Origin of the sequence: Cyanobium sp. ATX-6F1 (assembly GCF_047395825.1) — a bacterium.
GTDB lineage: Bacteria > Cyanobacteriota > Cyanobacteriia > PCC-6307 > Cyanobiaceae > ATX-6F1.
This window is the reverse complement of sequence record NZ_JBCEBF010000001.1, coordinates 1,508,440-1,532,138: the sequence shown is the minus strand read 5'-3', so window position 1 is coordinate 1,532,138 and position 23,699 is coordinate 1,508,440. Positions and strand designations below refer to the sequence as shown.

Annotated in this window: 21 protein-coding genes, 1 tRNA gene and 5 pseudogenes; 17 read left to right on the top strand and 10 right to left on the bottom strand. The window is 67.2% G+C overall.

Features of this window, described 5'->3' with window-relative positions; genetic code table 11:
* Window positions 1-25: 25 nt before the first annotated feature.
* Window positions 26-794, top strand: a pseudogene (locus AAF143_RS08740) (uroporphyrinogen-III synthase).
* Here the strand turns inward: AAF143_RS08740 and AAF143_RS08735 are convergent.
* The 3 genes and pseudogenes from AAF143_RS08735 to zds all read right to left on the bottom strand — a co-directional run bounded on the left by AAF143_RS08735 (window position 778) and on the right by zds (window position 3,310).
* Entirely contained in the window at window positions 778-1,380 is a 603-nt protein-coding gene (locus tag AAF143_RS08735) for a hypothetical protein (protein WP_255010745.1), read from the bottom strand. The pseudogene AAF143_RS08740 and the gene AAF143_RS08735 sit on opposite strands and share 17 nt — an antisense overlap.
* The gene (locus AAF143_RS08730; RefSeq protein ID WP_255010743.1) at window positions 1,367-1,813 is read right to left on the bottom strand and encodes an SRPBCC family protein; all 447 of its coding nucleotides are present in this window, start codon (window positions 1,811-1,813) and stop codon (window positions 1,367-1,369) included. Before AAF143_RS08730 ends, AAF143_RS08735 begins: the two co-directional genes overlap by 14 nt.
* A 5-nt stretch (window positions 1,814-1,818) precedes the next feature.
* A pseudogene (gene zds, locus AAF143_RS08725) lies at window positions 1,819-3,310 on the bottom strand (9,9'-di-cis-zeta-carotene desaturase).
* 89 nt (window positions 3,311-3,399) lie between these two features.
* Here zds and AAF143_RS08720 point away from each other — a divergent pair.
* From AAF143_RS08720 to AAF143_RS08705, 4 genes are read left to right on the top strand one after another with little or no spacing between them, the layout of a single operon-like run.
* Window positions 3,400-3,789, top strand: coding sequence for an iron-sulfur cluster assembly accessory protein (locus AAF143_RS08720; RefSeq protein ID WP_255010732.1), 390 nt, complete (start codon window positions 3,400-3,402; stop codon window positions 3,787-3,789).
* A gap of 54 nt (window positions 3,790-3,843) precedes the next feature.
* Window positions 3,844-4,263, top strand: coding sequence for a hypothetical protein (locus tag AAF143_RS08715; protein ID WP_255010731.1), 420 nt, complete (start codon window positions 3,844-3,846; stop codon window positions 4,261-4,263).
* Entirely contained in the window at window positions 4,260-5,477 is a 1,218-nt protein-coding gene (locus tag AAF143_RS08710) for a lipid-A-disaccharide synthase-related protein (RefSeq protein ID WP_255010729.1), read from the top strand. The genes AAF143_RS08715 and AAF143_RS08710 overlap by 4 nt, the downstream gene beginning before the upstream one ends.
* Window positions 5,470-5,766, top strand: coding sequence for a hypothetical protein (locus AAF143_RS08705; RefSeq protein ID WP_255010727.1), 297 nt, complete (start codon window positions 5,470-5,472; stop codon window positions 5,764-5,766). The genes AAF143_RS08710 and AAF143_RS08705 overlap by 8 nt, the downstream gene beginning before the upstream one ends.
* Here AAF143_RS08705 and AAF143_RS08700 read toward each other — a convergent pair.
* On the bottom strand, window positions 5,723-6,664 hold the full coding sequence (locus AAF143_RS08700; RefSeq protein WP_255010725.1) for a TIGR01777 family oxidoreductase: 942 nt from the start codon (window positions 6,662-6,664) through the stop codon (window positions 5,723-5,725). The genes AAF143_RS08705 and AAF143_RS08700 overlap by 44 nt on opposite strands.
* Window positions 6,665-6,692: 28 nt before the next feature.
* Window positions 6,693-7,855 (bottom strand): annotated as a pseudogene (locus AAF143_RS08695) (cation:proton antiporter).
* A 173-nt stretch (window positions 7,856-8,028) separates the two neighbouring features.
* Here AAF143_RS08695 and ndhO point away from each other — a divergent pair.
* Window positions 8,029-8,283 carry an NAD(P)H-quinone oxidoreductase subunit O gene (gene ndhO / locus AAF143_RS08690; protein WP_255010721.1) on the top strand — a complete coding sequence of 85 codons (255 nt, stop codon included), beginning with the start codon at window positions 8,029-8,031 and terminating at the stop codon, window positions 8,281-8,283.
* On the opposite strand, the gene AAF143_RS08685 is transcribed toward ndhO, so the two are convergent.
* From AAF143_RS08685 to AAF143_RS08675, 3 genes and pseudogenes are all read right to left on the bottom strand, one after another.
* Window positions 8,280-8,948 carry a J domain-containing protein gene (locus AAF143_RS08685; RefSeq protein ID WP_255010720.1) on the bottom strand — a complete coding sequence of 223 codons (669 nt, stop codon included), beginning with the start codon at window positions 8,946-8,948 and terminating at the stop codon, window positions 8,280-8,282. The two genes, ndhO and AAF143_RS08685, sit on opposite strands and share 4 nt — an antisense overlap.
* Window positions 8,949-9,091: 143 nt before the next feature.
* Window positions 9,092-10,800, bottom strand: a pseudogene (locus tag AAF143_RS08680) (iron uptake porin).
* 293 nt (window positions 10,801-11,093) lie between these two features.
* The gene (locus AAF143_RS08675; protein WP_255010716.1) at window positions 11,094-12,722 is read right to left on the bottom strand and encodes an iron uptake porin; all 1,629 of its coding nucleotides are present in this window, start codon (window positions 12,720-12,722) and stop codon (window positions 11,094-11,096) included.
* Between the two features lie 297 nt (window positions 12,723-13,019).
* Here AAF143_RS08675 and AAF143_RS08670 point away from each other — a divergent pair.
* The 7 genes and pseudogenes from AAF143_RS08670 to AAF143_RS08640 form a co-directional block, all read left to right on the top strand.
* Window positions 13,020-13,352 (top strand): annotated as a pseudogene (locus AAF143_RS08670) (glycosyltransferase family 39 protein); the annotation flags it as partial.
* Window positions 13,353-13,464: 112 nt separating this feature from the next.
* Entirely contained in the window at window positions 13,465-14,817 is a 1,353-nt protein-coding gene (locus AAF143_RS08665; protein ID WP_414026930.1) for a hypothetical protein, read from the top strand.
* A 5-nt stretch (window positions 14,818-14,822) separates the two neighbouring features.
* On the top strand, window positions 14,823-14,948 hold the full coding sequence (locus AAF143_RS08660) for a hypothetical protein (RefSeq protein WP_414026799.1): 126 nt from the start codon (window positions 14,823-14,825) through the stop codon (window positions 14,946-14,948).
* Window positions 14,949-14,959: 11 nt separating this feature from the next.
* Window positions 14,960-15,412, top strand: coding sequence for an ArnT family glycosyltransferase (locus tag AAF143_RS08655; RefSeq protein ID WP_414026798.1), 453 nt, complete (start codon window positions 14,960-14,962; stop codon window positions 15,410-15,412).
* 228 nt (window positions 15,413-15,640) lie between these two features.
* Entirely contained in the window at window positions 15,641-16,471 is an 831-nt protein-coding gene (locus AAF143_RS08650; protein WP_414026797.1) for a hypothetical protein, read from the top strand.
* Window positions 16,472-16,541: 70 nt separating this feature from the next.
* Window positions 16,542-18,323, top strand: coding sequence for a phospholipid carrier-dependent glycosyltransferase (locus AAF143_RS08645; protein ID WP_414026796.1), 1,782 nt, complete (start codon window positions 16,542-16,544; stop codon window positions 18,321-18,323).
* On the top strand, window positions 18,209-19,747 hold the full coding sequence (locus AAF143_RS08640; protein WP_414026910.1) for a DUF2079 domain-containing protein: 1,539 nt from the start codon (window positions 18,209-18,211) through the stop codon (window positions 19,745-19,747). The genes AAF143_RS08645 and AAF143_RS08640 overlap by 115 nt, the downstream gene beginning before the upstream one ends.
* Window positions 19,748-19,855: 108 nt before the next feature.
* On the opposite strand, the gene AAF143_RS08635 is transcribed toward AAF143_RS08640, so the two are convergent.
* Window positions 19,856-20,134, bottom strand: a complete 279-nt coding sequence (locus AAF143_RS08635) for a hypothetical protein (RefSeq protein ID WP_414026795.1) — start codon at window positions 20,132-20,134, stop codon at window positions 19,856-19,858.
* A 47-nt stretch (window positions 20,135-20,181) separates the two neighbouring features.
* Window positions 20,182-21,240, bottom strand: a complete 1,059-nt coding sequence (gene psbD, locus AAF143_RS08630; protein ID WP_414026794.1) for a photosystem II D2 protein (photosystem q(a) protein) — start codon at window positions 21,238-21,240, stop codon at window positions 20,182-20,184.
* 144 nt (window positions 21,241-21,384) lie between these two features.
* Between psbD and AAF143_RS08625 the strand changes: the two genes are divergently transcribed.
* The 4 genes from AAF143_RS08625 (at window position 21,385) to AAF143_RS08610 (ending at window position 23,674) form a co-directional block, all read left to right on the top strand.
* Window positions 21,385-21,651, top strand: a complete 267-nt coding sequence (locus AAF143_RS08625; protein WP_255008193.1) for a hypothetical protein — start codon at window positions 21,385-21,387, stop codon at window positions 21,649-21,651.
* Window positions 21,652-21,721: 70 nt separating this feature from the next.
* Window positions 21,722-22,414: an ABC transporter ATP-binding protein gene (locus AAF143_RS08620; protein WP_414026793.1), complete on the top strand. Its 693-nt coding sequence runs from the start codon at window positions 21,722-21,724 to the stop codon at window positions 22,412-22,414.
* A tRNA-Asn gene (locus AAF143_RS08615) sits at window positions 22,394-22,465 on the top strand. Before AAF143_RS08620 ends, AAF143_RS08615 begins: the two co-directional genes overlap by 21 nt.
* Window positions 22,466-22,885: 420 nt before the next feature.
* Window positions 22,886-23,674 carry a response regulator transcription factor gene (locus AAF143_RS08610; protein ID WP_255008190.1) on the top strand — a complete coding sequence of 263 codons (789 nt, stop codon included), beginning with the start codon at window positions 22,886-22,888 and terminating at the stop codon, window positions 23,672-23,674.
* Window positions 23,675-23,699 lie beyond the last annotated feature (25 nt).

Genomic DNA, 23,699 nt, shown 5'->3' with positions numbered 1-23,699 from the left:
CGCCGGGGCCCTCGCTGGCCGGCGCATCGCGGTGACCCGGGCCGAACGGCAACTGGGGGAAGCCCGGCGGCTGTTCGAGGCGGCCGGGGCCGAAGTGCTGGATCTGCCTGCCCTGGTGATCGGCCCCCCGATGAATGGGGCCCATTGGATGATGCCCTGGCTGATTGGGACAGCTTCCACTGGCTGATCCTCTCCAGCACCAATGGCGTGGAGGCGGTGCAGGCACGGCTGGAGCGCCGGGGCCAGGCCCTGGCCCACCGTCCCCGCAGCCTCAAGATCGCTGCGGTGGGCCGCAAGACGGCCGCCCGACTCGAGGAGCTGGGGGCAGCGGCGGACTTCGTGCCCCCGGAGTTCGTGGCCGACAGCCTGCTGGAGAACTTCCCGGTTTCAGGCTGGGGCCTGCGGCTGCTGTTGCCCCGGGTGCAGAGCGGAGGACGCACCGTGCTGGCGGAGGCCTTTGCGGCCGCTGGTGCCCGGGTGGTTGAGGTGGCCGCCTACGAGTCCCGCTGCCCTGCGGGCCTGCCGACGGCGACGCTGGCGGCCCTGGAGCGGGGCCAGGTGGATGCGATCACCTTCAGCAGCGGCAAGACCGTGCGCCACACCTGCTCGATGCTGGAGCAGGCCTTTGGATCGTGCTGGAGAGCACGGCTGGACCCACTGGCCGTGGTCTCGATCGGCCCCCAGACCAGTCAGGTGTGCAGAAACCTGCTGGGGCGGCTGGATGCCGAAGCCTCCCCCACGATCTCGCCGGCCTCGTGGAGGCCTGCGCGCTGGCCCTCAAAGGGTCAGATTGACTCGGTCTTTGCCTTGGCGCAGGCTGAGGCGGCCGTTGTTGACATCGATCGTGGTCACGATCCAGCCCGGCGGGAGCAGCGGAGCCTGCCCAGCTCCTGGGCAGAAGCCCCGGGGCCCGACGCAGAGGGGGCCCGTCTGACCGGAAACCTGCACCAGCGCCTGGGCGGTGCCACGGGAGCTCACCACCCCGGTGAAACTGAACCCTGCCGGCAGCTGGGCCACGGGCTTGACCGTGGAAATGGGCCTGCCATTGGCATCGGTGGCGGTTGAGCCGGCCGAGGCCACCGGAGCGAAAGGATCCAGGCGTCCCTGACCAATCCCTCCCACCACTGCAGCGGGGGTGGGCAACGGGGTGAGACCAGGCACCGGGGTGGCCGCGGTGGTGGGCTCGGGGGCTGGGGGCTTGGGGGCTGGGGGCTGGGGGACCGCCAGCGGCGGCGGCGTGACGGCGGTGGGAGGCGGAGCTGGCGCCCCACAGGCCGTGAGGGCCAGCAGGGGCAAGGCGGCGAGCAGAACCCTCGCCGGATCAGGCCTGCCTGGGATCCCCAGGGCAAGTCCCAGAAAATTGTGCTCAGACTTGGCCATAACCGCTCTGCACCAGGTCACGAAAACGATCCAGATTGGCCTGGAGTTCCCTGGTGACGATGCCACCAAGAATGCTGGGCTCCATCAACGGTGCCACGACGCCGGGTAATTCGTAGCTGACCGTGAGTTTCACTGCTGTCCGCCCATCACCTTGTGGATAGAAGCGCACCGCCCCTTTAGTCGGCAAGCCCCCCACCGACTCCCAGTGCAGTTGCTGGGCTGGCACCCGCTGGGTGATGCGGGCTTTCCAGTGGAAACGGAACCCCTGGGCGGCCAGGGTCCAATCGGTGAGATCCGGGTCATCAAGGGTCTTGACCGACTCGATCCAGCGCATCCAGCGGGGCATCGCCTCCAGATCACTCCAGACCTCCCAGACCTGGTCAACGGGAGAGTCGATCTCCGTGGTCACGCTGTGCTCCAACCATCGGCCCATAGGAATCAGGCCACGGCGGCGTTGGTCGCCAGGGCAACGGGTGCGTTCACGATGGCAGCAGCCGCCAATCTCCCGCTCATTGTGGCGCCTTCCATCGAATCGATGTAGTCCTGGCGGGTGTAGCTGCCGGCCAGAAAGAAATTGGCCACCGGGGTGGCCTGCTGCGGGCGGAAGGGCTCCATGCCCGGCGCCTCCCGATACAGCGATTGGGCCAGCTTGACCACGTTGCTCCAGACCAGCTTCAGGCCCCCGGCGGAGGGGAACAACGCCCGCACCTGGGCATCGGTGTGGGCCACGATCTCCTCGGTTTTCTTCGGAATCCAGGGATCGCCTGGGGTGAGCACGCATTGCAGCAGGGAACCGAGGCCCTGCTTGCGGTAATCGACGGGGCTGGCGAGGGCCAGATCGGTGAAGCAGCTGAAATCGGCGTCGGCGGTGTAGAGCAGGTTGTCCAGACCAGAGGGCTGGGCCAGATCGTGGCGTTTCGCTTCGGCGCTCGCCCCGTTGCCCAGTTCGGTGACCCAGCCGTCGTAGCGAAGCTGCACGGTGGCGACCGGCACGGCCTCGAGCCGGTAGATGTTCTCGAACTGGGGGAACCGGCGCCAGGCGGGCGGAAGCAGCCGTTGGATGCCGGGCACGTCACAGGCGGCCAGGTAGGCGTCAGCCTCGATGCGCTTCTCCCCGTCGGGGGTGCCGAGCACCAGGCCGGTGACGCGGGTGCTGGCTGGATCGCCGCCGGCTGCGGGCCGCTCCTCGAAGGGCATGTCGGTGACCCGATGGCGCAGATGCAGCCGGGCACCGCGGGCCTCGATGTAGTCGACGATCGGGCCGGTGAGCCAGCGGTGGGGGAGCCCTTGAGCAGGTTGAGCTTGGAGGCCTCGGTGCGCACCGCGAACATCAGAAAGATGGTGAGCATGCAGCGGGCCGAGATCGACGCGCAGTCGATGAAGCCGAGGGCATAGGCGATCGGGTTCCACATCCGCTCGATGCTGCGGCGGCTGCCGCCGTGGCCCAGGAACCACTGCTCGAAGCTGATGCGGTCGAGGTCGCGGATCACGGCCATGGCGCCGTCGTAATCCACCAGGCCCCGAACGATCGGGCTGGTGCCCAGGGCCAGGGCGTTGCGCAGCTTGTCGATCCAGTCGAGCTGGGGGTGGTGAAGAAAGCCTTGAGGCCGTTGAACGGGGCACCCACCGGGAAACGGAAATCCAGCTCGCGCAGATCACCGCCTTTGTTCACGAACAGGTGGGTGTGGTCCTTGGGCAGGAGGTTCTCGAACGCCCCCACCTTGCGCATCAAGGCGAAAAGGTTGGCGTAGTTGAAGAAGAAGACGTGCAGCCCCATCTCGATGTGGTTGCCATCACCGTCCACCCAGCTGCCCACCTTGCCGCCCACGAACGGACGAGCCTCGTAGAGGTCGACCTGGTGACCGGCCTCCACCAGGTCGACCGCCGCGGCCAGCCCCGCCAGCCCCGCTCCCACGATCGCAACCCGCACCGGTTCTCCCTTGGTTCCCACGACTCTATGAAGCCGGCCTCCATAGAGTGGATTCAAGAAACCGCCCCGCCCGTTCGCCCGCGCCACCCATGACCGTCGAAACCAGCCCCCGCACCCACACCGCCGCCGATGGCAAGGGGATCCTCGTGACCGAGCCGGCCATGCGCCAGCTGGCCACCCTCTGTCAGCAGCAGGGCGAAGCCAAGGCGCTGCGGGTGGGGGTGCGCTCCGGGGGCTGCAGCGGCATGAGCTACACGATGGACTTCATCGACGCCGGCGCCATCGCGGCCGATGACGCCGTTTACATCTACGAGCCCGAGGGGGCCCAGCCCTTCAAGGTGGTGAGTGATCCCAAGAGCCTGCTTTACATCTACGGGATGCAGCTGGATTTCAGTTCAGCGCTGATCGGCGGCGGCTTCAACTTCAGCAACCCCAACGCCAGCCAGACCTGTGGCTGCGGCAGTTCCTTCGCTGTTTAGTTCAGGCTGGCCCCATGGGACTCTGGTGATCGCTCCGCGCGCCCTTTCGCGACCATGACGGCCAGCCACGACACCCTCTTCGAGGACGCCATCGGTCGCTACCAGCAGGGGGCCCCGGCTGCTGAGGTGCTGGAGGATTTCCGCGCCATCACCGCCCAGGCACCGCAGCACTCCGCCGGCTGGACTTGCCTGGCCTGGCTGCAGCTGCTCAATGACCAGCCCCAGGAGGCGCTGCGCTCGGCGCGCACGGCGGTCAAGCTGAACCCCCAGGACCCCCAGTCCCGCATCAATCTCAGCCTGGCCCTGCTGGAAACCAACGCCAAGGGGGTGCGTGAGCACGTGGACCTGGTGCGACGGGTGATGGCGATGGCGCCGGATCTGGCCGGTGAACTGCACGCTTCGATCGCCGATGGGCTGAGCCGCAAGCCCGGCTGGAAGGCCCTGGAAAAACTCAAGGGCTGGCTGGACGCTTGAGCCGGATCCTGCTGCTCAGCAACGGGCACGGGGAGGACCTCAGCGGCGCCCTGATCGGCCAGGAGCTGATCGAGAGGGGCTTCGAGCTGGCGGCCCTGCCCCTGGTGGGCCACGGCCAGGCCTACCGCCAGGCGGGCCTGCAGGTGTTGGGCCACACCCGCGAGTACAGCACCGGCGGGCTCGGCTACACGAGCCACCTGGGCCGGCTCACGGAGATCGTCGAGGGGCAGCTGCTCTACCTGCTGCGGCGCCTGGCGCTGCTGGCCCGCATCGCTGGCCGCTACGACCTGGTGGTGGTGGTGGGGGATGTGATCCCGGTGCTGGCGGCCTGGCTGGTGCGGCGGCCGGTGGTCACCTACCTGGTGGCCTACTCCAGCCATTACGAGGGCCGTCTGCGGCTGCCCTGGCCCTGCGGCGCCTGCCTGCGCAGCCAGCGGTTCCAGCGGGTGTTCAGCCGCGATGCTCTCACCGCGGGCGATCTCAGCCAGCAGCTCAGGAGACCGGTGACCTTCCTGGGCAACCCCTTCCTCGACCGCGTTCTGGAGCCCAGCGGGCCCTTGGAGGCGCCGGGCGCGCCGCCGGCGGCCCAGCGCCTGGGGCTGCTGCCCGGCAGCCGGCTTCCGGAGGCCGAGCGCAACCTCGAGCTGATGCTGCAGGTGCTGACCCGCCTGGCGGCGCCGCTGCGCCAGGCGGAAACCCTGGCCCTGGAGGCGGCCCTGGTGGGCGAGCTCTCCCTGGAGAGCGTCAAGGCCTTGGCTGAACCCCTGGGCTGGCGGCTTGATGGAACGGTGTTGCGGCACGGGCCCCTGGGCCTGCAGCTGCGCTGGGGCCAGTTCGCGGCGATCGTGCAGCAGAGCGATCTGCTGCTGTCGATGACGGGCACGGCGGCGGAGCAGGCGGTGGGACTGGGCAAACCGGTGCTGCAACTGCCCGGTTTCGGTCCCCAGTTCACCCCGGGCTTTGCCGAGGCCCAACGGCGACTGCTGGGTCCGTCCCTGTTCTGCGCCCCAGGGGCACCAGGTTCTGCGGCCAACCTTCAGGCCAGCGCTGAACTGATCAGCGTGCTGCTGGCGGATGCTGATTTATCCGATCGCTGCCACCGCAACGGCCAGGTGCGGATCGGATCCGGCGGTGGGGCGGCGAGGATGGCCCATCAGATCGCCGCCCTGCTGGGGCCCTCCGCCCAGGCCCTGCACAATTCCGCCCATGGCTGACCCCGCTGCCCAAGCCCCGCCTGCCACTCCAGGCATCGATCAACCGAGCTCAGGCGCCCGCTTCAAGAACGTCCTGGACAATTTTCTGGTGGCGGACGTGTTCCTCGTGATCGCAGGAGCCCTGTGGTTCGCCCTTGCGGTGGTGCTGCACGGACGGCAGATCGAGGCGCCCCTGGCGCTGTTTCAACGGCTCTGGGAACCCCTGTTCACCCCCGCCATCGGGCTGTTGATGGCCGCCGCGCTGCTCAGCGGTGCCCTGGGCTGGTGGCAGCGGCGAGGGCAGCGCTGATCTCGGGATAGCTGAAGGCAAAGCCCTGATGCAGCAGGCGCTCAGGGAGCACCTGCTGACCCTCCAGCACCACCTGGGCCCCATCGCCGAGCAGGAGCTGCAGCAGCGGTCCTGGCACCGGCAGCAGGCTGGGGCGACCCAGCACCCGGCCGAGGCTGGAGGCAAAGACGGCCATGGTCACCGGCTTGGGGGCCACAGCGTTGTAGGTGCCATCGAAGGCGGGATCCTCCAGGGCCGCGGCCACCAGACGGCAGAGATCCGTGCGCTGGATCCAGCTCATCCATTGCCGGCCCGAGCCAATGGGGCCGCCGAAGCCGGCCCGGAAGACCGGCAGCATCTTGCCGAGGGCGCCGCCATCGGGTCCGAGCACGATGCCGATGCGCAGCTTCACCAGCCGGCCCACTCCAGCCGCAAGCGCCCCATCGGCCGCCGCCTCCCAGGCCCCGCAGAGCCGGCCCAGCACGTCGCTGCCCGCCGGGCTGCCCTCATCGAAGCGGGCGTCGCGATCGGTGCCGTAATAACCCACGGCCGAACCATTCACGAGCACCGCCGGCGGAGCCCCAGCCGCCTTGATCGCCTCCACCAGCAGCTCGGTGCTGCGCACCCGGCTGTCCACCAGCAGCTGCAGCTGGGCGGGGCTCCAGCGGCGCTCGGCGATCGGTTCCCCCGCCAGGTTCACCACCCCCTCGGCCGCCCTCAAAGCGGCGATCAGAGCCGGGTCCTGCCAGCTCGCAGGCTGAGCGGGATCGAGCACCAGCCGATCGAGCTCTGCCGATCCGAGAGCCGGAAGGGCCCCGGGGCGACGGCTCAGCACGGTGATCTGGTGACCCCGCCCGAGCAGATGGGGCACCAGCTCGCGGCCCACGAAACCGGTGCAGCCAAGGAGCAACAGGCGCACGCGGGTCAGTGCAAAAGGAAAGACCAGGCTATGGGGCAGCGGGCGTGTCCTGGGCCAGGCCCAGCCAACGCGCCACCGGCACCAGGGACAGCCCCTGAGTCATCAGACCCAGCAGCACCACCGCCAGGGCCAGGGGTGGCATCATCTGGCCCCAGGCCACCGGGCTGGCGGCAGCCTGAATGGCGATGGCCACCGGCACAGCCCCGCGCAGGCCCGCCAGGGTGGTGAACAGCCGCTGGGGCCACTGGAACCCGGATCGCAGCAGCAACAGCTCCACCACGACCCAACGGGAGAGAACCATGCCGATCAGGAGCAACAGCGCCCAGAACAGATCATTGACCACGTCGTTGGGCTCCACCACAAGCCCCAGGCAGAGAAACAACACCAGCTCGGCCAGCTTGGCGAAACCGGCATGGGACTCCTCCAGCAGCGGCCGATCCACCTGGGGGTCGTTGCCCAGCACCAGGCCCATCAGATAGGCCGCCAGCAAGCCGCTGGCCCCCACAAGGTTCGAGCCCCCGCCACCACCATCAGCAACGCCAGGCTGACGATCGCCCCAAGACGTCCATAGGACTGGCTCCGCTGACTGCTGAGCAGAAGCGTGGCGGCCTTGCCACCGATGAAGCCCAGAAACACCCCGAGCAGAAACTGGCGCATCACCTCCACCACCACCTCAGATCCCTGCCCCGCATCCCCCGCCGCAAGCGCCAGGGCCAGCCCCGCCAGCACCACGGCCATGGGGTCGTTGAGGGCTGACTCGCACTCCAGAAGATCGATCAGCCGTTGCGGCAGTCGCCCCACAAGGGGACGCAGCAAACCCAGGGTGGCGGAGGCATCGGTGCTGCAGACCATCGCGCCGATGAACAGGGCGACAGCCAGGCTCACGGGCACCGCCGAGAAGGGCAGGCTCTGCAGACCGAGGATGTAGGCGGTGACCAAGGCGGCGGTCAACAACGAACCGAGGGTGGCCAGCCGCACGGCGGGCCGAACCACCAGGCGCATTTCCCTCCAGTTGGTGGTGAGCCCACCGAAGAAGAGCACCAGCACCAGCGCCAACTGAGAGATCTGCTCCGCGTTGGCCAGGCTCAGCAGGGGCGGGGAATCACCTGGCAGTGCGCTGAGGTTGTTGTCGATCAGGAGACCCAGCACCAGCACCAGCAGGATGCCGGGCACCCTGATCCGGGCGGCCATGTCGTCAAGCCACACAGCCATCAGCAGCAGCCCGCCGAACAGCGTCAGCGAAAGGGCCAGGTTGTGAGTCAAGACCGCGCGCCCCGTTCTGGCCCTCTTATAGGCCTGCTGATGCGGCGTCTCCACCGCCAGGGCCGGTAACCTGCACACACATGGATCGTTCCCGAGTCGCGATGGCTGAAACCCCCAGCACGGCCTCGGCCCCCAGCCCAGCGGTGGCTCCGATCAAGAAGGGCTCCCTGGTGAAGGTGAACCGAAGCGCCTATCTCGGCAGCCTCGAGGCCGCCGCCAGTGATCCCCAGCCACCGGCTTACCTGTTCGAGGGGCCCGGCGAGGTGCTGGCCCTCAAGGGCGACCACGCCCAGCTGCGCTGGAACCGGCCCGTGCCCGATCTCTGGCTGCGGCTCGACCAGCTGGAAAGCTTCTAGAGCTCAAGGCGACGCCGCTCTTCGTGCAGCAGCGTGCGGCGCCGCTTGGCCTCCCGCAGCATCTCGCGCCCGTCGCGCAGATAGCTGTCCACATAACCCATGGTGTAGCGCTCCAGCTCAGCGAGGGCGTCCTGCACCTGGCTGAGGCAGTGGTAGAGGCTCAGGCCAAAACCCTTGGCGGCGGCTGGGCAGGCCATCGATTGGAACAGGCTCTCCACCTTCTCGAGCCGCTGACGGCCGTGCGCAAGGAAGGAGCAGAAGGCCTCCATCAAGCCATCGTCGTAGGGATCGGCCGAGAGGGCGCGTAACTCTGCGGGGAATGGGTTGATCACCTGCCCCAGCAGCCGGTCGATCGGCCCATAGACCTGCTGCAGCCAGCGCAGCAACTCCCCGTCCCGCTGGGCGCCTGAAGCCCGGTGGGGCCGCCCCTTGGCAGCGGCGGCGGCGCCTGCATGGCCTGTGACCTGGTCGTGACGCAGGCGCCGGGCCGGGTCACGGAGCAGCGCCCAGGCGGCATTGATCGCCACGATTGCCTCGCTCCCGCCGCCGGCATCGGGGTGGTGGCGTTTGACCAGGGCCCGGTAGGCGGCCTTGATCTCCGCCGGGCTGGCCTGGCGGCTGACGCCCAGCACCCGGTAGGGGTCGGGGTTGGAGGCGGCAGGCAATGGTTCCAAGTCTCGGAAGAGGCCCCATTTTCCCGAATCAGGATCGATTGTGCGGGCCGCCAGCTGGCGCCATGAAAAAGCCCCCTGAAACAGGGGGGCGGTGTGCGTGAAGCACGTGAGGGGTGTGAGGGAGGCGCTTGGGATCAGAACTTGAAGGTGGTCTGAACGAGGTAGCCGAGGGTGTCGAAGGAATTGCCATTTCCGGTGAGCTGACCGAGGGGGCGGCTCAGGTAGAAGATGGCGGGGGTGACGGAAATGTTGTCGGTCACCTGGAACTTGTACCACCACTCCCAGGCATAGTTGCCATCTGTCGGAGTGGTGTTGCCGATACCACTGCTGCCTCGAGTAAGGGCCGTGGCGAAGGTGGGTTGGCCAACAGCCATGCCCGCAGAATTACCCTTCGCGAACACATCGGTCCACTGGAGGCCGGCGAACCAGCTCTGGGATTGAGTGACGTAAGGGGCAACAAACTCGACACCGGTGGAACGAATCGAGTTATCGGACAGAGAGTTGTATCCCCAGCCCAGGCTGATGGAGGGGACCCAGCCACTCGTCTTGGGCTGCCAGTAGGCGTTCACAGCCACACTGTTGGATTCACCATTGGCAAGGAACCAGCTGTTGGAGGCAACAAAATTGGTGCCCCTGCGGAAGTTGGATGCTGACTGGCCATAGCGGTAGGCCGCCGAGACGCTCCACTGGGGAGCGGTATAGGCGAGCTGGGTGAGGAAGCTGGAACGGGAGCAATCCGTGCCGATGCCACCCTCGCCGCTGGAACAGGTGAAATTACTGTCCCCATCATTGGGCGCACCGACATTACCCTGGGGAGCCACATAGCTCGCCGAGGCGCTGAAACGGCCCTGACCTTTCTTGACGTTCTGCTTCCAGATCACAGCCCCCAATGAACCGGTGGCTTTGTTGTAGGTGCCCGGCGCGCCATTCAACGAGAACAGATCAAGGATCCTTTCACCCTTGCCGCCCCCGTAGAGCGTTGGAGTCACCCCAAGGTGCTCAGTGTTCCGGGCTTTGGCGCCCAGCACGAAGGTGAACTCCTTGCCCCATGGGAAGCTGTAGTAGAGACGATCAACCCCGATCGCGTCGCTGGCGTTGTTGGCGCCGTTACTCGCTTTGTCCAGGGCCGTGAGGTTGAGGCCTTGGCCATTGAAGGCGTTATTGAAGTTGCCCGAGCGCAGACGGGTATAGAGCAAATCCTTGCCGGTGAAGCTGGTGAGCAGGTTCAACCGCAGGTCGTAGCTGAAGGTGGTGGCGCCGAACTGCTGGTTGTACTTATCGGCTGCATTGCGGCCGCTGCCGCCAGGGACACTGCCACCAGGACCGAACACACCAGCCCCTGGCCGGTCACCACCGGCATCCACACCGCCAAGAACGAAGGTGGCCTCTCCTTGCAGCTTGGTCGTGGTGGAGAACTGGGTGGCCTCTAACTCACCAACCTTGGCCTCAAGGCCATCCACGCGACCACGCAGGATGGCGAGCTCTTTTGATACTCTTTCAGGAGTCTCTGGAGCTCATCGGTCACTTCGGTGATCCGATCAAGGCAAGCGTTGAGCAGAGCGGCGGCTTCCCAACGGGTCAGGGGCTGACCGCCCTTGAAGGTGCCGTTGGGGTAGCCGGCGACGCAGCCGTAGCGCTCAACCAGGTTCGAAAGCGCCTGATAGGCCCAGGAGGTGGGCTGAACGTCGGAAAACTGGGTGATGCTGGTGACCTGCTCCTTGCTGGAGACGGGCGCCGAGTAACGGTTGAAATCAGTGAGATTGAGATCGGCGGCTGAAGCCGCCATCGGCGTTGCCAAGCCCAAAAGGGCCGGGGCAAGCACAAGCTTGCTGAAGAGTTTCATTGGTCCTCACACCAAAAGAGGAAGCACCATAGGGTGCTGGCTGATATTAGCCAGTTTTCAAAAAAATCGACTGGCAAGGATTACCCGGCCGTGTAGCGCGGACTACACGGCCTTCACAGGCACCGATCGCCCAAAAACTCTGGCCAGAAACAAATTGCGCGCTCGGCACGAAAAAACCCAGCTGGTGATTCACCAGCTGGGTTGATTGAGGAAGAAATTGTGAAAAGTGAATGAAAGAAGCTTCGGCGAAGAAGAGTGTGAGGAACTTCGCCGAAGCCGTTCCGATCAAACGATCAGAACTTGAAGGTGGTCTTGACGAGGCCGCCGAAGTTGTCGAAGGAATCGCCGTTGGCCTTCTGGAGTTGACCCAGAGGAGCACTCAGGTAGAAGATCGCCGGGGTCACGCTGATGTTGTCGGTGACCTGGAACTTGTACCACCACTCCCAGGCATAGTTGCCGTCGTTGGCAGACAAGATGCTGTCATCACCCGACTTGGTCAGGAAGGTGGCTTGGCCCACAGCCATGCCGGCGGCGTTGCCCTTGATGAACACATCGGACCACTGGAGGCCGACATACCAAGACTGGCTCTGGGCGCCATCGATCTCGGCGACGTCCGAACTGTGGCTGTTGATACCCCAGCCTGCGCTGACCGAAGGAACCCAGCCGGAGCTGGTGGGGGTCCAGTAGCCGCTGATGCCTACGGAGCTCACGCTGTCAGAGAGAGCGAAGCCCAGGTTGGCCAGGGGAGTGCCGTTACCACCGTAAAGGCCGGCAATGCCGCCTTGGGGCGTGGTGTAGGTGTAGGCCGCTGCCAAGCCGTAGTTGGTGCCTGAGTAGGCGATCTGGGCGGTGCCGGTCTGGGCAGCACCGTCGGTGCCGATGCCACCGACGTTGGGATTGCCGTTATTGCCGTTGGCGGAGACGTAGTTGGCGCTGATGCTCCAGCCGCCGCTCTTCCACCAGAGACCCGCGCCAGAACCGAGGTTCAGGCTGTAGGTGCCGGGGGCACCGCCGTAGGTGAAGATGTCGAGAACGGTGTCAGCGGGGTAGGCGCTGGGCCACAGGGCCAGCATGTCGTCCTGACGGACCTTCGCACCAACGGTGGCGGTGAAGTTGCTGCCGATGGGGAACTGATAGAAGAGGCGATTCACCATCACGGTGTCCGCACCCGGTGCGCCCTCGAAGGACACCTCGAAGGCGTTCAGGCCGACCAGGTTATTGGCATTGGCGGCACCCCAGGGGCTGGCGCCGAAGTTGCCGGCACGCAGGCGAGTGCGGAGCAGGTCCTTCCCGGTGAAGCTGGTGTCCAGGAAGAGGTCGAGGTTGTAGTTCATGGCGGTGGCGCCTTGCAGGAACGAAGAGGCTCCTGCGAAGTTCCCACCAGGCAATACTTTGCCGCCGAGGAGAACGGATTCACCCAGGGTGGCGTTGGCATCACCGCTGAAGGCGTTAGCACCGATGGTGAAGGTGGCCACACCACGCAGCTTGGTGGTGGTTGAGAACTGGTTGGCCTCCAGTTCTCCCACTTTGGCCTCAAGGCCATCGACGCGGCCGCGCAGCACGGCGAGTTCCTTCTGGAACTCCTTCATGAGCCGCTTGAGTTCGTCGGTCACTTCGGTGATCCGATCAAGACAAGCGTTGAGCAGGGCAGCGGCTTCCCAGCGGGTCAGGGCCTGACCGCCTTTGAAGGTGCCGTTGGGATAGCCGGCGACGCAGCCGTAGCGCTCGACCAGGTTCGAGAGCGCTTGGTAGGCCCAGGCGGTGGGCTGGACGTCGGAAAACTGAGTGATGCTGGTGACTTGCTCCTCGGCGCCGGCGTACTTGTTGACGGCGTCAAGGTTGAGATCTGCGGCCGAAGCAGCCATCGGAGCCAGAAGGCCCAGGGCTGCGGGGGCCAGCAGGAGTTGCTGGAAAAGTTTCATGGGGTCCTCACACACAAGAGGCGCAATGCGCCGACCAAATAATCCCCCTAATGCCCCAAGTTCTCAAGGATCGATGTGCCAGAAAGCACAACGTCCGTGAGCACTGAGCCGCCGGTTCAGACTGAGCGCCTGGTTGCCCCGGGCCCCTGACGTTCCGCTTCCCCCGACCCTGGCTCTGGTGGCTGGCCCTGTGCCTGATCTGGGCCGCCGGCACCCTGGCCGACAGGCTCTGGCTGCAACTGGATCAACGGCTGCCCTCCTGGGACCAGGCCGATTACCTGAACAGCGCCGTGGACCATGGCCGCGCCCTTGGACTGCTGCCCGGCGGCGGCTGGCAGGGTTGGCAGGCGCTTCTGGATCTGTCGCCGAAGATCCCCCCTCGCCAGCCTCCTGAACGGCACGGTGATCGCCTTGGCCGGCGACAGCCCCGATCAGGCCAGCTGGGCCCTGGCGATCTGGCAGGGCCTGCTGCTGGTGGTGGTGGCCTGCTGGGGGCGCCAGCTGGTTTCGCCAGGCTTCGGCCTGTTGGCCGCGGCACTCACCAGCACCACCCCGGCCCTGGTGGCCCTGCGGGTTGACTTCACGCTCGATCTGCCCCTGGCGGCCACCAGCGCACTGGCCCTCTGGCTGCTCGGACGCTGGGCGGCACCCGATCCCCGCGGCGGCAGCTGGGGACAGGCGGGCGCGGCCGCCCTGGCGCTGGCGGCCGCCGTGCTGGTGGAAGCAGAGCGCACTATTGGTGGTGCTCCTCCCCGCACTCTGGGCCGCAGCCATGGGCCTGGGTCGACCTCAACGGCGACTGCAGGTTCTGGCCGCTTTGGGGTTGGTGCTCGCCCTGATTCTTCCCTGGCTGCAGCACAACTGGATCACCACGATCGGTGGCACCAACAGGGCGGTGCTGGAGTCCGCCGCCCAGGAAGGAGATCCGCCAGCGTTCAGTCTGGCCAGCCTGCTCTGGTACCTCAGGCTTTGGCCCGAACAGCTGGGACTCATGAATGGCTTACCAGGGCTGGTCGGAGGTCTGGCGGCGGCGACCAGTTCCTGGAGGAAACACCTTCAGCCCAGCGCCCCGGAAACCGGCCAAGGTTGGGACTGGAGCTGGTTGATCGGCTGCGCCTTCAGCGGCTGGCTGTTCACGACCTTGAGCCCCAACAAGGACCCCCGCTACATCGCGCCGGTGCTGCCCCTGCTGGTGCTGCTGCTGGCCCGGGGCTGGTGGGTCCTGCTCCTCTGGTTCCGCGCCCGCTGGGGGCGCAAGGCCGCCCTGGCCATGCTGGGCCTTGGGCTGATCGGCGGCGCCACCACCACCGCCGCAGAGCGAGCTGAAGCTCTGGAGCGCAAACCGCCCTTCCCGATGGCGGAACTGATCCGCGTCCTGCGCCAACGGGTGGGCACCGCCCCCACCACGGTGATCGTGATTCCGACGACCGGTGACTTCAATCAGAGCAACGTCACGGTGTTCGGCCGCAGCGGCGGTGGCGAAATCGTGGGACGAGAAATCGGCAAACGGGCGCAGGACCATCCCTTGGTGCTGCGCGAGGCGGAATGGCTGGTGCTGGCCACCGGTGACCAGGGCACCCACCGGGAGGTGTCCCGCCAGCTGAGCCGCCAGGTGCGCAGCGACGGCCGCTTCGAACGGTTGAGCCGCTGGTCCTGGAACGAGGGGCGCTCCATTGAGCTCTGGCGCCGGCGGGCCGACGCGCCAGCACCGACGCGCTTCGATCAGCGCTTCATCGGCCTGGCCCGGGGGATGGAGCAGGGCCCCAGGGGACTGGCGGCCGTGTTCGCCAGCATCGGCCCTGAACACCAGCTCGACGGACATTTCCGTTACCAGGAGCGAGTGGCCCGCTGGGCCAACGAGAAACTGCGCATCAACCCCGACGATCGCGATGCCCTCTGGAGCCTGGCCCTGCTCGGGGTGCTGCAGAACCGCCCGATGGTCGCCTCCCAGTGGTTCAGCCGCCTGGAAACGCTCGAACCCGCCAACCCCTGGCCAGCGGCCTACCACTCGGTGGTGCTGCTGGCCGATTGGCGCGCCCCCAGGCCGCCGCCGTGGCCCAGGCGGCACAAAATCGCCATGACGAGCCGGTTCTGAAGGGCTTGGCGGATCTGGCCGTCAGCCTCAGCGGCAACCTCACCCGGATTCCCGCGCTTCGCTCTTCCCTGCCGGCGGCGGTGGATGCGGTGCAGGGCCAACTGAGCAACCCGCCAGCGCCCTCCCAATAACCTGCTGAACCATGGGCGTCAGCCGTTCCAAGGGCCATCCCCTGCCGCTCTGGCTACCGCTGCTGATCGGGGCGACCTTACGCCTGGTGCAGATCCAGGCACCGATCCTGGGCATCCACAGCTGGCGCCAGGCGGACACGGCCGCCATGGCCCGCAACTTCGCCGAACAGGGGATGCGGTTCTGGCTGCCCCAGATCGACTGGGGCGGTGCCGGCAGCGGCCTGGTGGAAGCCGAGTTTCCCCTTTACCCCTACGGGGTGGCCCTGCTCTACAGGCTGTTTGGGGTACACGAGTGGCTGGCTCGCGGGCTGTCGGTGCTCTGCAGCGTGCTCACGATCTTCCTCGTCATCCGCATCGGTCGGCGGCTGCTGGGAGAGCGGGCCGGCTGGTGGGGGGGATTTTCTATGCCGTGTTGCCGATTCCAGTGTTCTACGGACGCACGGTGCAACCGGAGGCCCTGCTGATGCTGCTGGCGGCCCTGGCGTTGGAACGCTTTCTGGTCTGGCTGGAAGGGGGCGGCGCTCCGCTGTGCTGGTGTCGTGGCTGGCCTTCAGCGGGGCATGCCTGGTGAAGGTGCTCCCCTTCCTTTGGCTGGGGGCGCCCCTGCTCTGGCTCTGGGCGCGGGGACAGGGGGGTGGGTGCAGGCGCTTCGCCGTCCCATTGCCTGGCTCTATCCACTGGGAGCCGCCGCGGTGACCGCGCTCTGGTACTGGCATGCCCGCCAGCTGGGGGAAAGCAGCGGTCTCAGTTTCGGCTTCTGGGGCGGCCAGGCGAACCGCTACACCTGGTCCGACCTGCTGGGGTTCAGCTACTGGGGGGAGCTGGCCCTGCGGGTGGCGGTGCGCAACCTGGCCGTGCTGGGGGTGCCCCTGCTGATCCTGGGCCTGCTGCCGCCCCGCGCTGGCTCAGCCGCCGGGGTTCACCCGCTGGTACGGGTGCTGCCGCTGGGTCTGGTGGCGGTGGTGGTGGCGGGCGCCCTGGCCCCAGAAACCACCGCTGTGCATGAGTACTACCAGTTGCCGCTGATGCTGTTCGCCTGTCCGCTGATGGGCCAGGGCTGGGTGCGACTGCGCTCGGGGTCGATCGGCTGGCGGCGTGGGGCCTGGGCTGTGCTCAGCCTGATGGTGCTGGTCAGTCTCACCATTCTGGGAGTTGACTACTGGAGCCGGGAGCGCATCACCGGCTCGGCCGCCTGGGAGCTGGGCCGCCAGATTCAGGCCAGCACCCCTGAGCAGGCCCGCGTGGTGGTGATGAGCGGCCCCGATCCCACCGTGCTCTACCTGGCGAACCGCAAGGGCTGGCTTGTGACTCCCGAGGCCCTCAGCGAGCAGGAGGCTGCCGCCTGGCGCCGGAAGGGCGCCGATGCGGTGGCGGGCAGCTTTGCGGTGATCGAGAGTTACAGGCCCTTCCCCGATGGCCCCGAGAAAGACCGTCTGCGTCGCTGGGTCTGCGCCCAGCCGCCGGGATGTCCGAGTGGTTCTGCTTTCGTTGTGCCGCTGAACGCAGGAACCACCGCTCCATGACCCCTCCTGTGAGTCCTTCTCTTGGCCCACCCCCTGGCGCCTGCTGCTTCTGCTCTGGGCGGCCGCGCTGGTGCTGGCCCTGGCCGGGCTGGGCAACCTGCCGCTGCGCGACTGGGACGAGGGCATCGTGGCGCGGGTGGCCCTGGAGATCGCCAATCGGGGCCTGCCCCAGGGCCTTCTGCCCACCATTTGGGGCCATGACTACCTCAACAAGCCCCCGGGGCTGCATTGGCTGATCGCCGCGGTGATCGCCTGTTGGCATCAGCTTTCCGGAGCCCCTGCCTCCGCCCTGCCGCCCGAGTGGGTGGTGCGGCTGGTGCCGGCGGTGCTTTCCACGCTGGTGGTGCCCCTGGGCGGCCTTGTGCAATGGCAGTTGCGGCCAAGCCAACGCACTGCAGCCCTGGCCACCGCCGCCATCCTGCTCACCCTGCTGCCGGTGATGCGCCAGGGGCGGCTGGCCATGCTGGACGGCGCCCAGCTGAGTGCCATGGCCCTGCTCTGGTGGGCATTGCTGCGCAGCCGCAGCGCGAAGCGGGCCTGGCCCAGCGGCGCCCTGGCGGGCCTGGCGGGAAGTTCCCTGCTGTTGCTGAAGGCGCCGATCCTGCTGCCCGCCCTGCTGGCCGGTGGCCTGGGCCTGGCGTTCGACCCCACCCCCGGCCCGCGGCGCTGGCGCTGGCTCCTGGCCGGGCTGGCGCTTGGCCTGGTGCCTGGCCTGGCCTGGCACGCGTATCACGGCCTGATGCGCGGCCAGCAGGCCCTCTGGCTCTGGGGGGGCGACGGGGTGGGCAGGGTTTTGCTGGATGCGGGCGAAGGCAGTTCCCTGGGCTGGAGGGTGCCGGTATTGAAGGTGCTCGAAGGGGGCTGGCCCTGGCTGCCGCTCTGGCCGATCAGTGTGGTGATGGCCTGGCGGCAGCGGCATCGGGCCTGGGGGCGGTGGTGCCTGGTGCTGCAAGCCGTGATGGCCGCCTCCATCCTGCCCCTGCGCACCCAGTTGCCTTGGTACAGCCACCCCCTCTGGCTGCCCTTCGCCCTGCTGTGCGCTGTGCCGCTGGCCGACCTGCTCTGCCCAAGGGGGGCCCGAGGTGGGGTGCTGCGGCGCCTGCCCTGGTTCTGGATGGTGCTGGGCGGAGTTCTGCTTGCAGCGTGGACGGTGGCCAACCTGCCGGGCCAGGCGGCCCTGGCCCCCTACCGCTGGCTGCCGCTTCCGGCGGGGGTCGGCTTGCTCGGAGGCGGATGGCTGCTGCTGCGGCCGATGGAATCGCGCCGGCGGCAGGGCCTGCTGCTGCTCACTTCCGGTTGGTGGTTGTCGCTACTGCTGCTGGCCACCAGCCCCCTGTGGAACTGGGAGCTCAATGAGCGCTGGTCGGTGCTTCCGGCAGCGGCCCTGGCGGCGGGCGAGCGGCCACCGGTGTACATGGATGGGGACGCGGCCGAGCGGCCCAGCCTGCGCTGGTACGCCCAGCGTGAGGTGCTGCGCTTGCCGGATGACCAGGACGCCGGGATTCCCGGTCCGTTCGATCTGATCCGCCAGGCCAGCGACCCCCGGCACGGATACTGCTCCCCAAGGGATCGCTCTGCCGCCTGGAGGTTGTTGGTGACCAGAACTGGCAACGCTGGCACTGCGCCCAACCCGGGCACTCAGCAGCCCCGCCCCCTGAGGCGGCACGGGCCGACCGGGCCGTGCTGGTGGCCGCCCTGCTGTTCGCCGTGGTCGGGCTCCTGCTGCAGTGGTGGCGCCTGCAGGTGCTCACCGCCTCCTACGACCAGGGCATCTTCCTGCAGGTGCTGTGGAACGGCCTCCGAGGGCACCCCTTTGAGAGCACCCTCTCGTCGCAGCTGTCCACCAACGTGATCCATGCCGGCCAGCTGCCGGCCCTGGGCTATCACCGTCTCGGGCAGCATTTCACCCCGGCCCTGCTGCTCTGGGTGCCGCTGGTGGGGCTGCTGGGGATCTGGGCCCTGGCGCTGGTGCAGGTGGGGCTCATGACCGCCGCCGGGCTGGTGCTGCATCGGCTCGCCCTCGAGAGGCTCACGGATCCCCGCTTGGCCGCCTTCGTGGCGATCAGCTTTTTCGGGGCCAACGCCGTGATCGGCCCCACCTGGGGCAACTTCACGGATCTGGCTCAGCTGCCTCTGGCCTTCTTCCTGTTGATGCTCGGCCTGCAACGGCGCCAGGGCTGGCTGGTGGCGGTCGCCGCTCTGCTCCTGCCTCTGATCCGGGAGGACACGGGGGTGCTGCTGGTCGGTGTGGCCCTTTGGATCCTGCTGCGGCAACGGCGGCGCTGGCCGCTGGCCCTGGGGCTCGCTGGACTGGGGATCGGCTGGGTGCTGCTGGTCACCAACGTGCTGATGCCGATGTTCAGCGAGGACAACTCCCGCCGTTTCATGGTGGAGAACTTCGGCCAGTACATCGGCGATGCCGAGAAGGCCAGCAGCCTGGAGGTGCTGCTCAGGGCGCTCAGGCAGCCGCTGGTGGTGCTGATGGAGCTGATCTCTCCGCCGGGCGACACCCTGCGCTATCTGCTGGCCCAGGGCCTGCCCCTGATGCTGGTCCCCCTGGTCAGCCTCGACAGCTGGCTGCTGATGGGGCTGCCCCTGCTGGGATTGCTCCTGGCCCAGGGCTCCAACAACCCCCTCTCGATCAACATCCGCTACGCCCTGCTGGTGGTACCCGGGTTGTTCGCCGGTGCGATCGAGTGGTGGCGATCCCATCCGGAGCCCTTCGCGCGGCGGCGGCTGCGCCAGGTCTGGATCGGTTGCATCGCCCTCTCGCTGCTGTTCACCCTGCTGGCGAACCCGAACCGCAGCCTCTCGTTCCTGATTCCCGACAGCCTCAACCCCTGGGTGTACAGCTCACCAGCACGGCAGTGGAACCATGGGGTCGCCGCCCGGGAGCTTCTGCGCCTGATTCCCGCCGAAGCCAGCGTGGCCGCCAACACCCCGTTGATTCCCCATCTGGCCCAACGGTCGGTGTTGATCCGCTTCCCGGAAGGGGTGATGTACCGGGATCGCCAGGGCAACAGCAAGGCCGTGGAGTGGATCGCCCTGGACCTGGATTGGCTGCGCCGCTACGCCAACGCGTTCCGCAGCGATCGCGGGGCCCTGGAGGGCAGCCTGGAAGCACTCAGGTCGTTGCGGGCAACCTATGGGGTGCGGGCGTTCCGCGATGGGGTGGTGCTGCTGCAGCGCGGCCAGAGTGATCTGGAGGAGCCCCAGCGGCCACTGGAGGCCCTGCTTGGCGCAATCCGCCTGGAGCAGCAGCGGCGGCCCGGTTGAACGGAGCCAAAACGATGCCCCCGACACCCCGCAGGAAGCAGGACATCGGGGGCTCTCGCCGGGTCCGCTCTGTCGCGGAACCGATTGATCAGGAAACAGGCGCCGAAATCAGCCGGCGTTCTCCGCGATCAGCAGACCCTGGGTCATGGAACTGTGGCTCACGGGCACCTCCTCCTTGGGGGGATTGAAGCCAGCCGGCGACGCCTGCGGCGGCGAACCGAAATCCGCTGCCACGTCACTGCTGACGGAACCCGCCGATGGTATCGGACTTTCCAGGCTGATCGCGAGGCCCCAGCGGGGTTTCTGGCCCTGCCCCCAGGGGTCATGCCGCTTCACTGGCGGGGGCACCCACCACCTTGAGACGTAACCCCGCGAAGCGGAACGCACAAAAAAGGCGCCCCTTGCGAGGCGCCTTGCTGGCTAACAATCAGCGCTCAAAGAGCGTTACCACGGGGCAGAACCTCTTCGGGGAAGATGAAGTTTTCGTGAGGCTGGTCAGCTGGTGCCATCCAGGCACGCAGACCTTCGTTCAGAAGAATGTTCTTCGTGTAGAAGGTTTCGAATTCGGGGTCTTCAGCGGCGCGGATCTCCTGGGACACGAAGTCGTAGGCCCGCAGGTTCAGCGCCAGGCCGATGATGCCGATGCTGCTGGTCCACAGACCCATCACCGGCACGAACAGCATGAAGAAGTGCAGCCAGCGCTTGTTGGAGAAGGCGATCCCGAAGATCTGGCTCCAGAAGCGGTTGGCGGTGACCATTGAATAGGTCTCCTCTTCCTGGGTGGGCTCGAACGCCTTGAAGGTGTTCGCCTGCTCGGAATCCTCAAACAGGGTGTTCTCCACCGTGGCCCCGTGGATGGCGCACAGCAGCGCACCGCCCAGGATGCCGGCCACGCCCATCATGTGGAACGGGTTCAGCGTCCAGTTGTGGAAGCCCTGCAGGAACAGCAGGAAGCGGAAGATCGCCGCCACACCGAAGCTGGGGGCGAAGAACCAGCTGTTCTGACCCAGGGGGTAGATCAGGAACACGCTCACAAACACCGCGATCGGCCCGGAGAAGGCGATCGCGTTGTAGGGGCGGATGCCCACCAGTCGGGCGATCTCGAATTGGCGCAGCATGAAGCCGATCAGGGCGAAGGCGCCGTGCAGGGCCACGAAGGGCCAGAGGCCGCCGAGCTGGATCCAGCGCACGAAATCACCCTGGGCCTCGGGGCCCCAGAGCAGGATCAGGCTGTGGCCGAGGGCATCGGCCGGGGAGCTCACCGCAGCGGTAAGGAAGTTGCAGCCCTCCAAGTAGCTGCTGGCAATGCCGTGGGTGTACCAGGAGGTGGCGAAGGTGGTGCCGGTCAGCCAGCCACCCAGGGCCAGATAGGCCGTGGGGAACAGCAGCAGACCCGACCAGCCCACAAAAACGAAGCGGTCGCGCTTGAGCCAGTCATCGAGGACGTCGAACCATCCCCGGGCTGAAGGCGCGCCCCCTAGAGCGATCGTCATGGGTGACTTTATGTTTCGTTACATGCGCATCGTACGGTCAAACGCTCCCGATCGCGGCACCCTCTCCGGTCGACCTCAAAAAATGAGTCGTTGCACCTAGGGCCGCGCGATTCGCCAGAGTGTCAGCACCTTCCCCCGCCGCCCGTGTACGTCGTCGAGCTCTCGCTCAAGCTGAGCCCCATGCCCGTGGCTGTGCAGCGCAAGGACCTGGAGGCGGCCCTGGCTCTCCACGGCCAGATCAAGGAGGCCTTGGAGAGCGGGCACCCCCGCGTGCTCGAACTCACCTGCGAGAAGGATGAGGAGAAACGCATCGCCCTGCTCAGCAGTGAGCTGGTGGCCGTTCAGCTCTACGAAAAATCCACCACCGGCGGCGGCGGCGGCAAGCGCCCAGGATTCTCCTTCGACGACTGAGGCCCTTGACAGGCTCCGCCCTGGCTTCCCCGAGCCGCTGCCAAGCGAGCCGCCGCTTGTGGTGGAGCAGGTGGGCTTCGCCTGGCCCACGGGTGCCACGGCCCTGGCCCATTGCAACCTCACCATTCCAGGCCCCGGGCTGTGGATGATCGTGGGCGGCAACGGCAGCGGCAAGAGCACGCTGTTGCGCCTGATCGCCGGCCTGCTGGAGCCCAGCCGCGGGCGGCTGCGGCTGGGGCTCAAACCCGCCCTGGTGTTTCAGAACCCCGACCATCAACTGCTGCTGCCCAGCTGCGGCACCGATCTGCAACTCTCCATGCCGGCGAACCTGACGGCGCTTGAACGTCAGCGCCGCCTGCGGGCGACCCTTGAGCAAGTGGGGCTGGGGGGACTGGAGCAACGGCCGATCCACACCCTCAGCGGCGGCCAGAAACAGAGGCTGGCCATCGCCGGTGCCCTGGCCAGCGAGGCCGCGCTGCTGCTGCTCGATGAACCCACCGCCCTGCTGGACCCGGAGAGCCAGGCCGATGTCCTGGAGCTGATCTGCGCCCTCTGCCAACGCCCCCACAGGCCGCTCACGGCCCTGTGGATCACCCATCGGCTGGACGAGCTGGAACGCTGCACCGCCGCCGCGCTGATGGAGCGTGGTCACCTGGGTTCCTGGCAGGACGGACGCGCCCTGCGGCGCCTGCTCACCCCTTGCCGGTCGGACAGGCCGAGGGGTAGGTTCGACCGGTTGCCATCCTCGGTAGCTCAGCGGTAGAGCGGTCGACTGTTAATCGATTGGTCGCAGGTTCGAATCCCGCCCGGGGAGTTTGCCCAGACTCCAGCCCCAGGGCTGGGGTCTTTTTGGCCCAGGGGCCTGCCCCGTGAGCCGACGGAGGCCCGGCAACCCTGCTTCAATGGTGAAGAGAATCTTCAGATCTCCATGGTCAGCCGTGGGCGCTCCATCGGCTCAACCCAGCTGCCGCAGGGCTTCTGCGCTGGTGGCCTGGGCGATTTCAGCGCGACCTGGGCCGCGCCTGAGGGCCCGGCCCCGCCAGAGAGGCGGCCAGGGTCGCAGGCACGCTGAATTCGAATGAAAATGCGAATCGAAAGGAAAAGCGTTGACTTTGTCCCGTTGCTGCTCACGAACCGCCCTCGGCCCTCCGTTGGCCCCAGGCCCCGGCGCTCCGCCGGCGGCCCCCGTGACACTCCCCTGGAGCCGCCTGCGCCAGCTCCAACGCCGGCATCCATGAAGCCCAGCATCCTGCTGATCGACGAGGACCGCGCCATGCGTGAGCAGGTGACGGCCCAGCTCGAGCGGACTGGCTTTGAGGTGCAGGGCGCCGAAGACGGCCTCAAGGGGCAGGCCCTGGCCCTGCAGTTCAGCCCCGACCTGATCCTGCTGGAGCTGATCCTCCCCAAAGTCGATGGCCTCACCCTCTGCCAGAGGCTGCGCCGGGACGAGCGCACCGCCCGCATTCCGATCATGGTGATTTCGGCCCTGGGGGGCACCAAGGACATCGTCAGCGGCTTCAATTCCGGAGCCGATGACTACCTCACCAAGCCCTTTGATATCGAAGAGCTGCAGGTGCGCATCAAGGCCCTGCTGCGCCGCACCGAGCGGGCGCCGGTGTCGTCCAAACCGAGTGAGATTCTCAGTTACGGCCCGCTCATTCTGGTGCCCGAGCGCTTTGAAGCCAACTGGTTTGACGCACCGGTGCGGCTCACCCACCTGGAATTCGAACTGCTCCGCTGCCTGCTGCAGCGTCACGGCCAGACAGTGGCCCCAGCGTTGATCCTCAAGGAGGTGTGGGGCTACGAACCCGATGACGACATCGAAACGATCCGGGTCCACATCCGCCATCTGCGCACCAAGCTGGAACCCGATCCGCGCAAGCCCCAGTTCATCAAGACCGTCTACGGGGCGGGCTACTGCCTGGAACTGCCCAACGGTGCCCGGCTCGAGGAGCTCGCTCCCTTGATCGTTGCCCACCGCGGCAACAGCGGACCTCCGCTGAACGCTCCCACCGCCGCCTGAGGCCACTGGGCTTCAGCGGGGAAAC

Coding starts and splice junctions, on each gene's coding strand:
- AAF143_RS08735 (WP_255010745.1), bottom strand. CDS start 1,380: ATGGCCAAGTCTGAGCACAATTTTCTGGGACTTGCCCTGGGGATCCCA.
- AAF143_RS08730 (WP_255010743.1), bottom strand. CDS start 1,813: ATGGGCCGATGGTTGGAGCACAGCGTGACCACGGAGATCGACTCTCCC.
- AAF143_RS08720 (WP_255010732.1), top strand. CDS start 3,400: ATGACCGTCGAAACCAGCCCCCGCACCCACACCGCCGCCGATGGCAAG.
- AAF143_RS08715 (WP_255010731.1), top strand. CDS start 3,844: ATGACGGCCAGCCACGACACCCTCTTCGAGGACGCCATCGGTCGCTAC.
- AAF143_RS08705 (WP_255010727.1), top strand. CDS start 5,470: ATGGCTGACCCCGCTGCCCAAGCCCCGCCTGCCACTCCAGGCATCGAT.
- ndhO (WP_255010721.1), top strand. CDS start 8,029: ATGGCTGAAACCCCCAGCACGGCCTCGGCCCCCAGCCCAGCGGTGGCT.
- AAF143_RS08675 (WP_255010716.1), bottom strand. CDS start 12,722: ATGAAACTTTTCCAGCAACTCCTGCTGGCCCCCGCAGCCCTGGGCCTT.
- AAF143_RS08655 (WP_414026798.1), top strand. CDS start 14,960: ATGGGCGTCAGCCGTTCCAAGGGCCATCCCCTGCCGCTCTGGCTACCG.
- psbD (WP_414026794.1), bottom strand. CDS start 21,240: ATGACGATCGCTCTAGGGGGCGCGCCTTCAGCCCGGGGATGGTTCGAC.
- AAF143_RS08610 (WP_255008190.1), top strand. CDS start 22,886: ATGAAGCCCAGCATCCTGCTGATCGACGAGGACCGCGCCATGCGTGAG.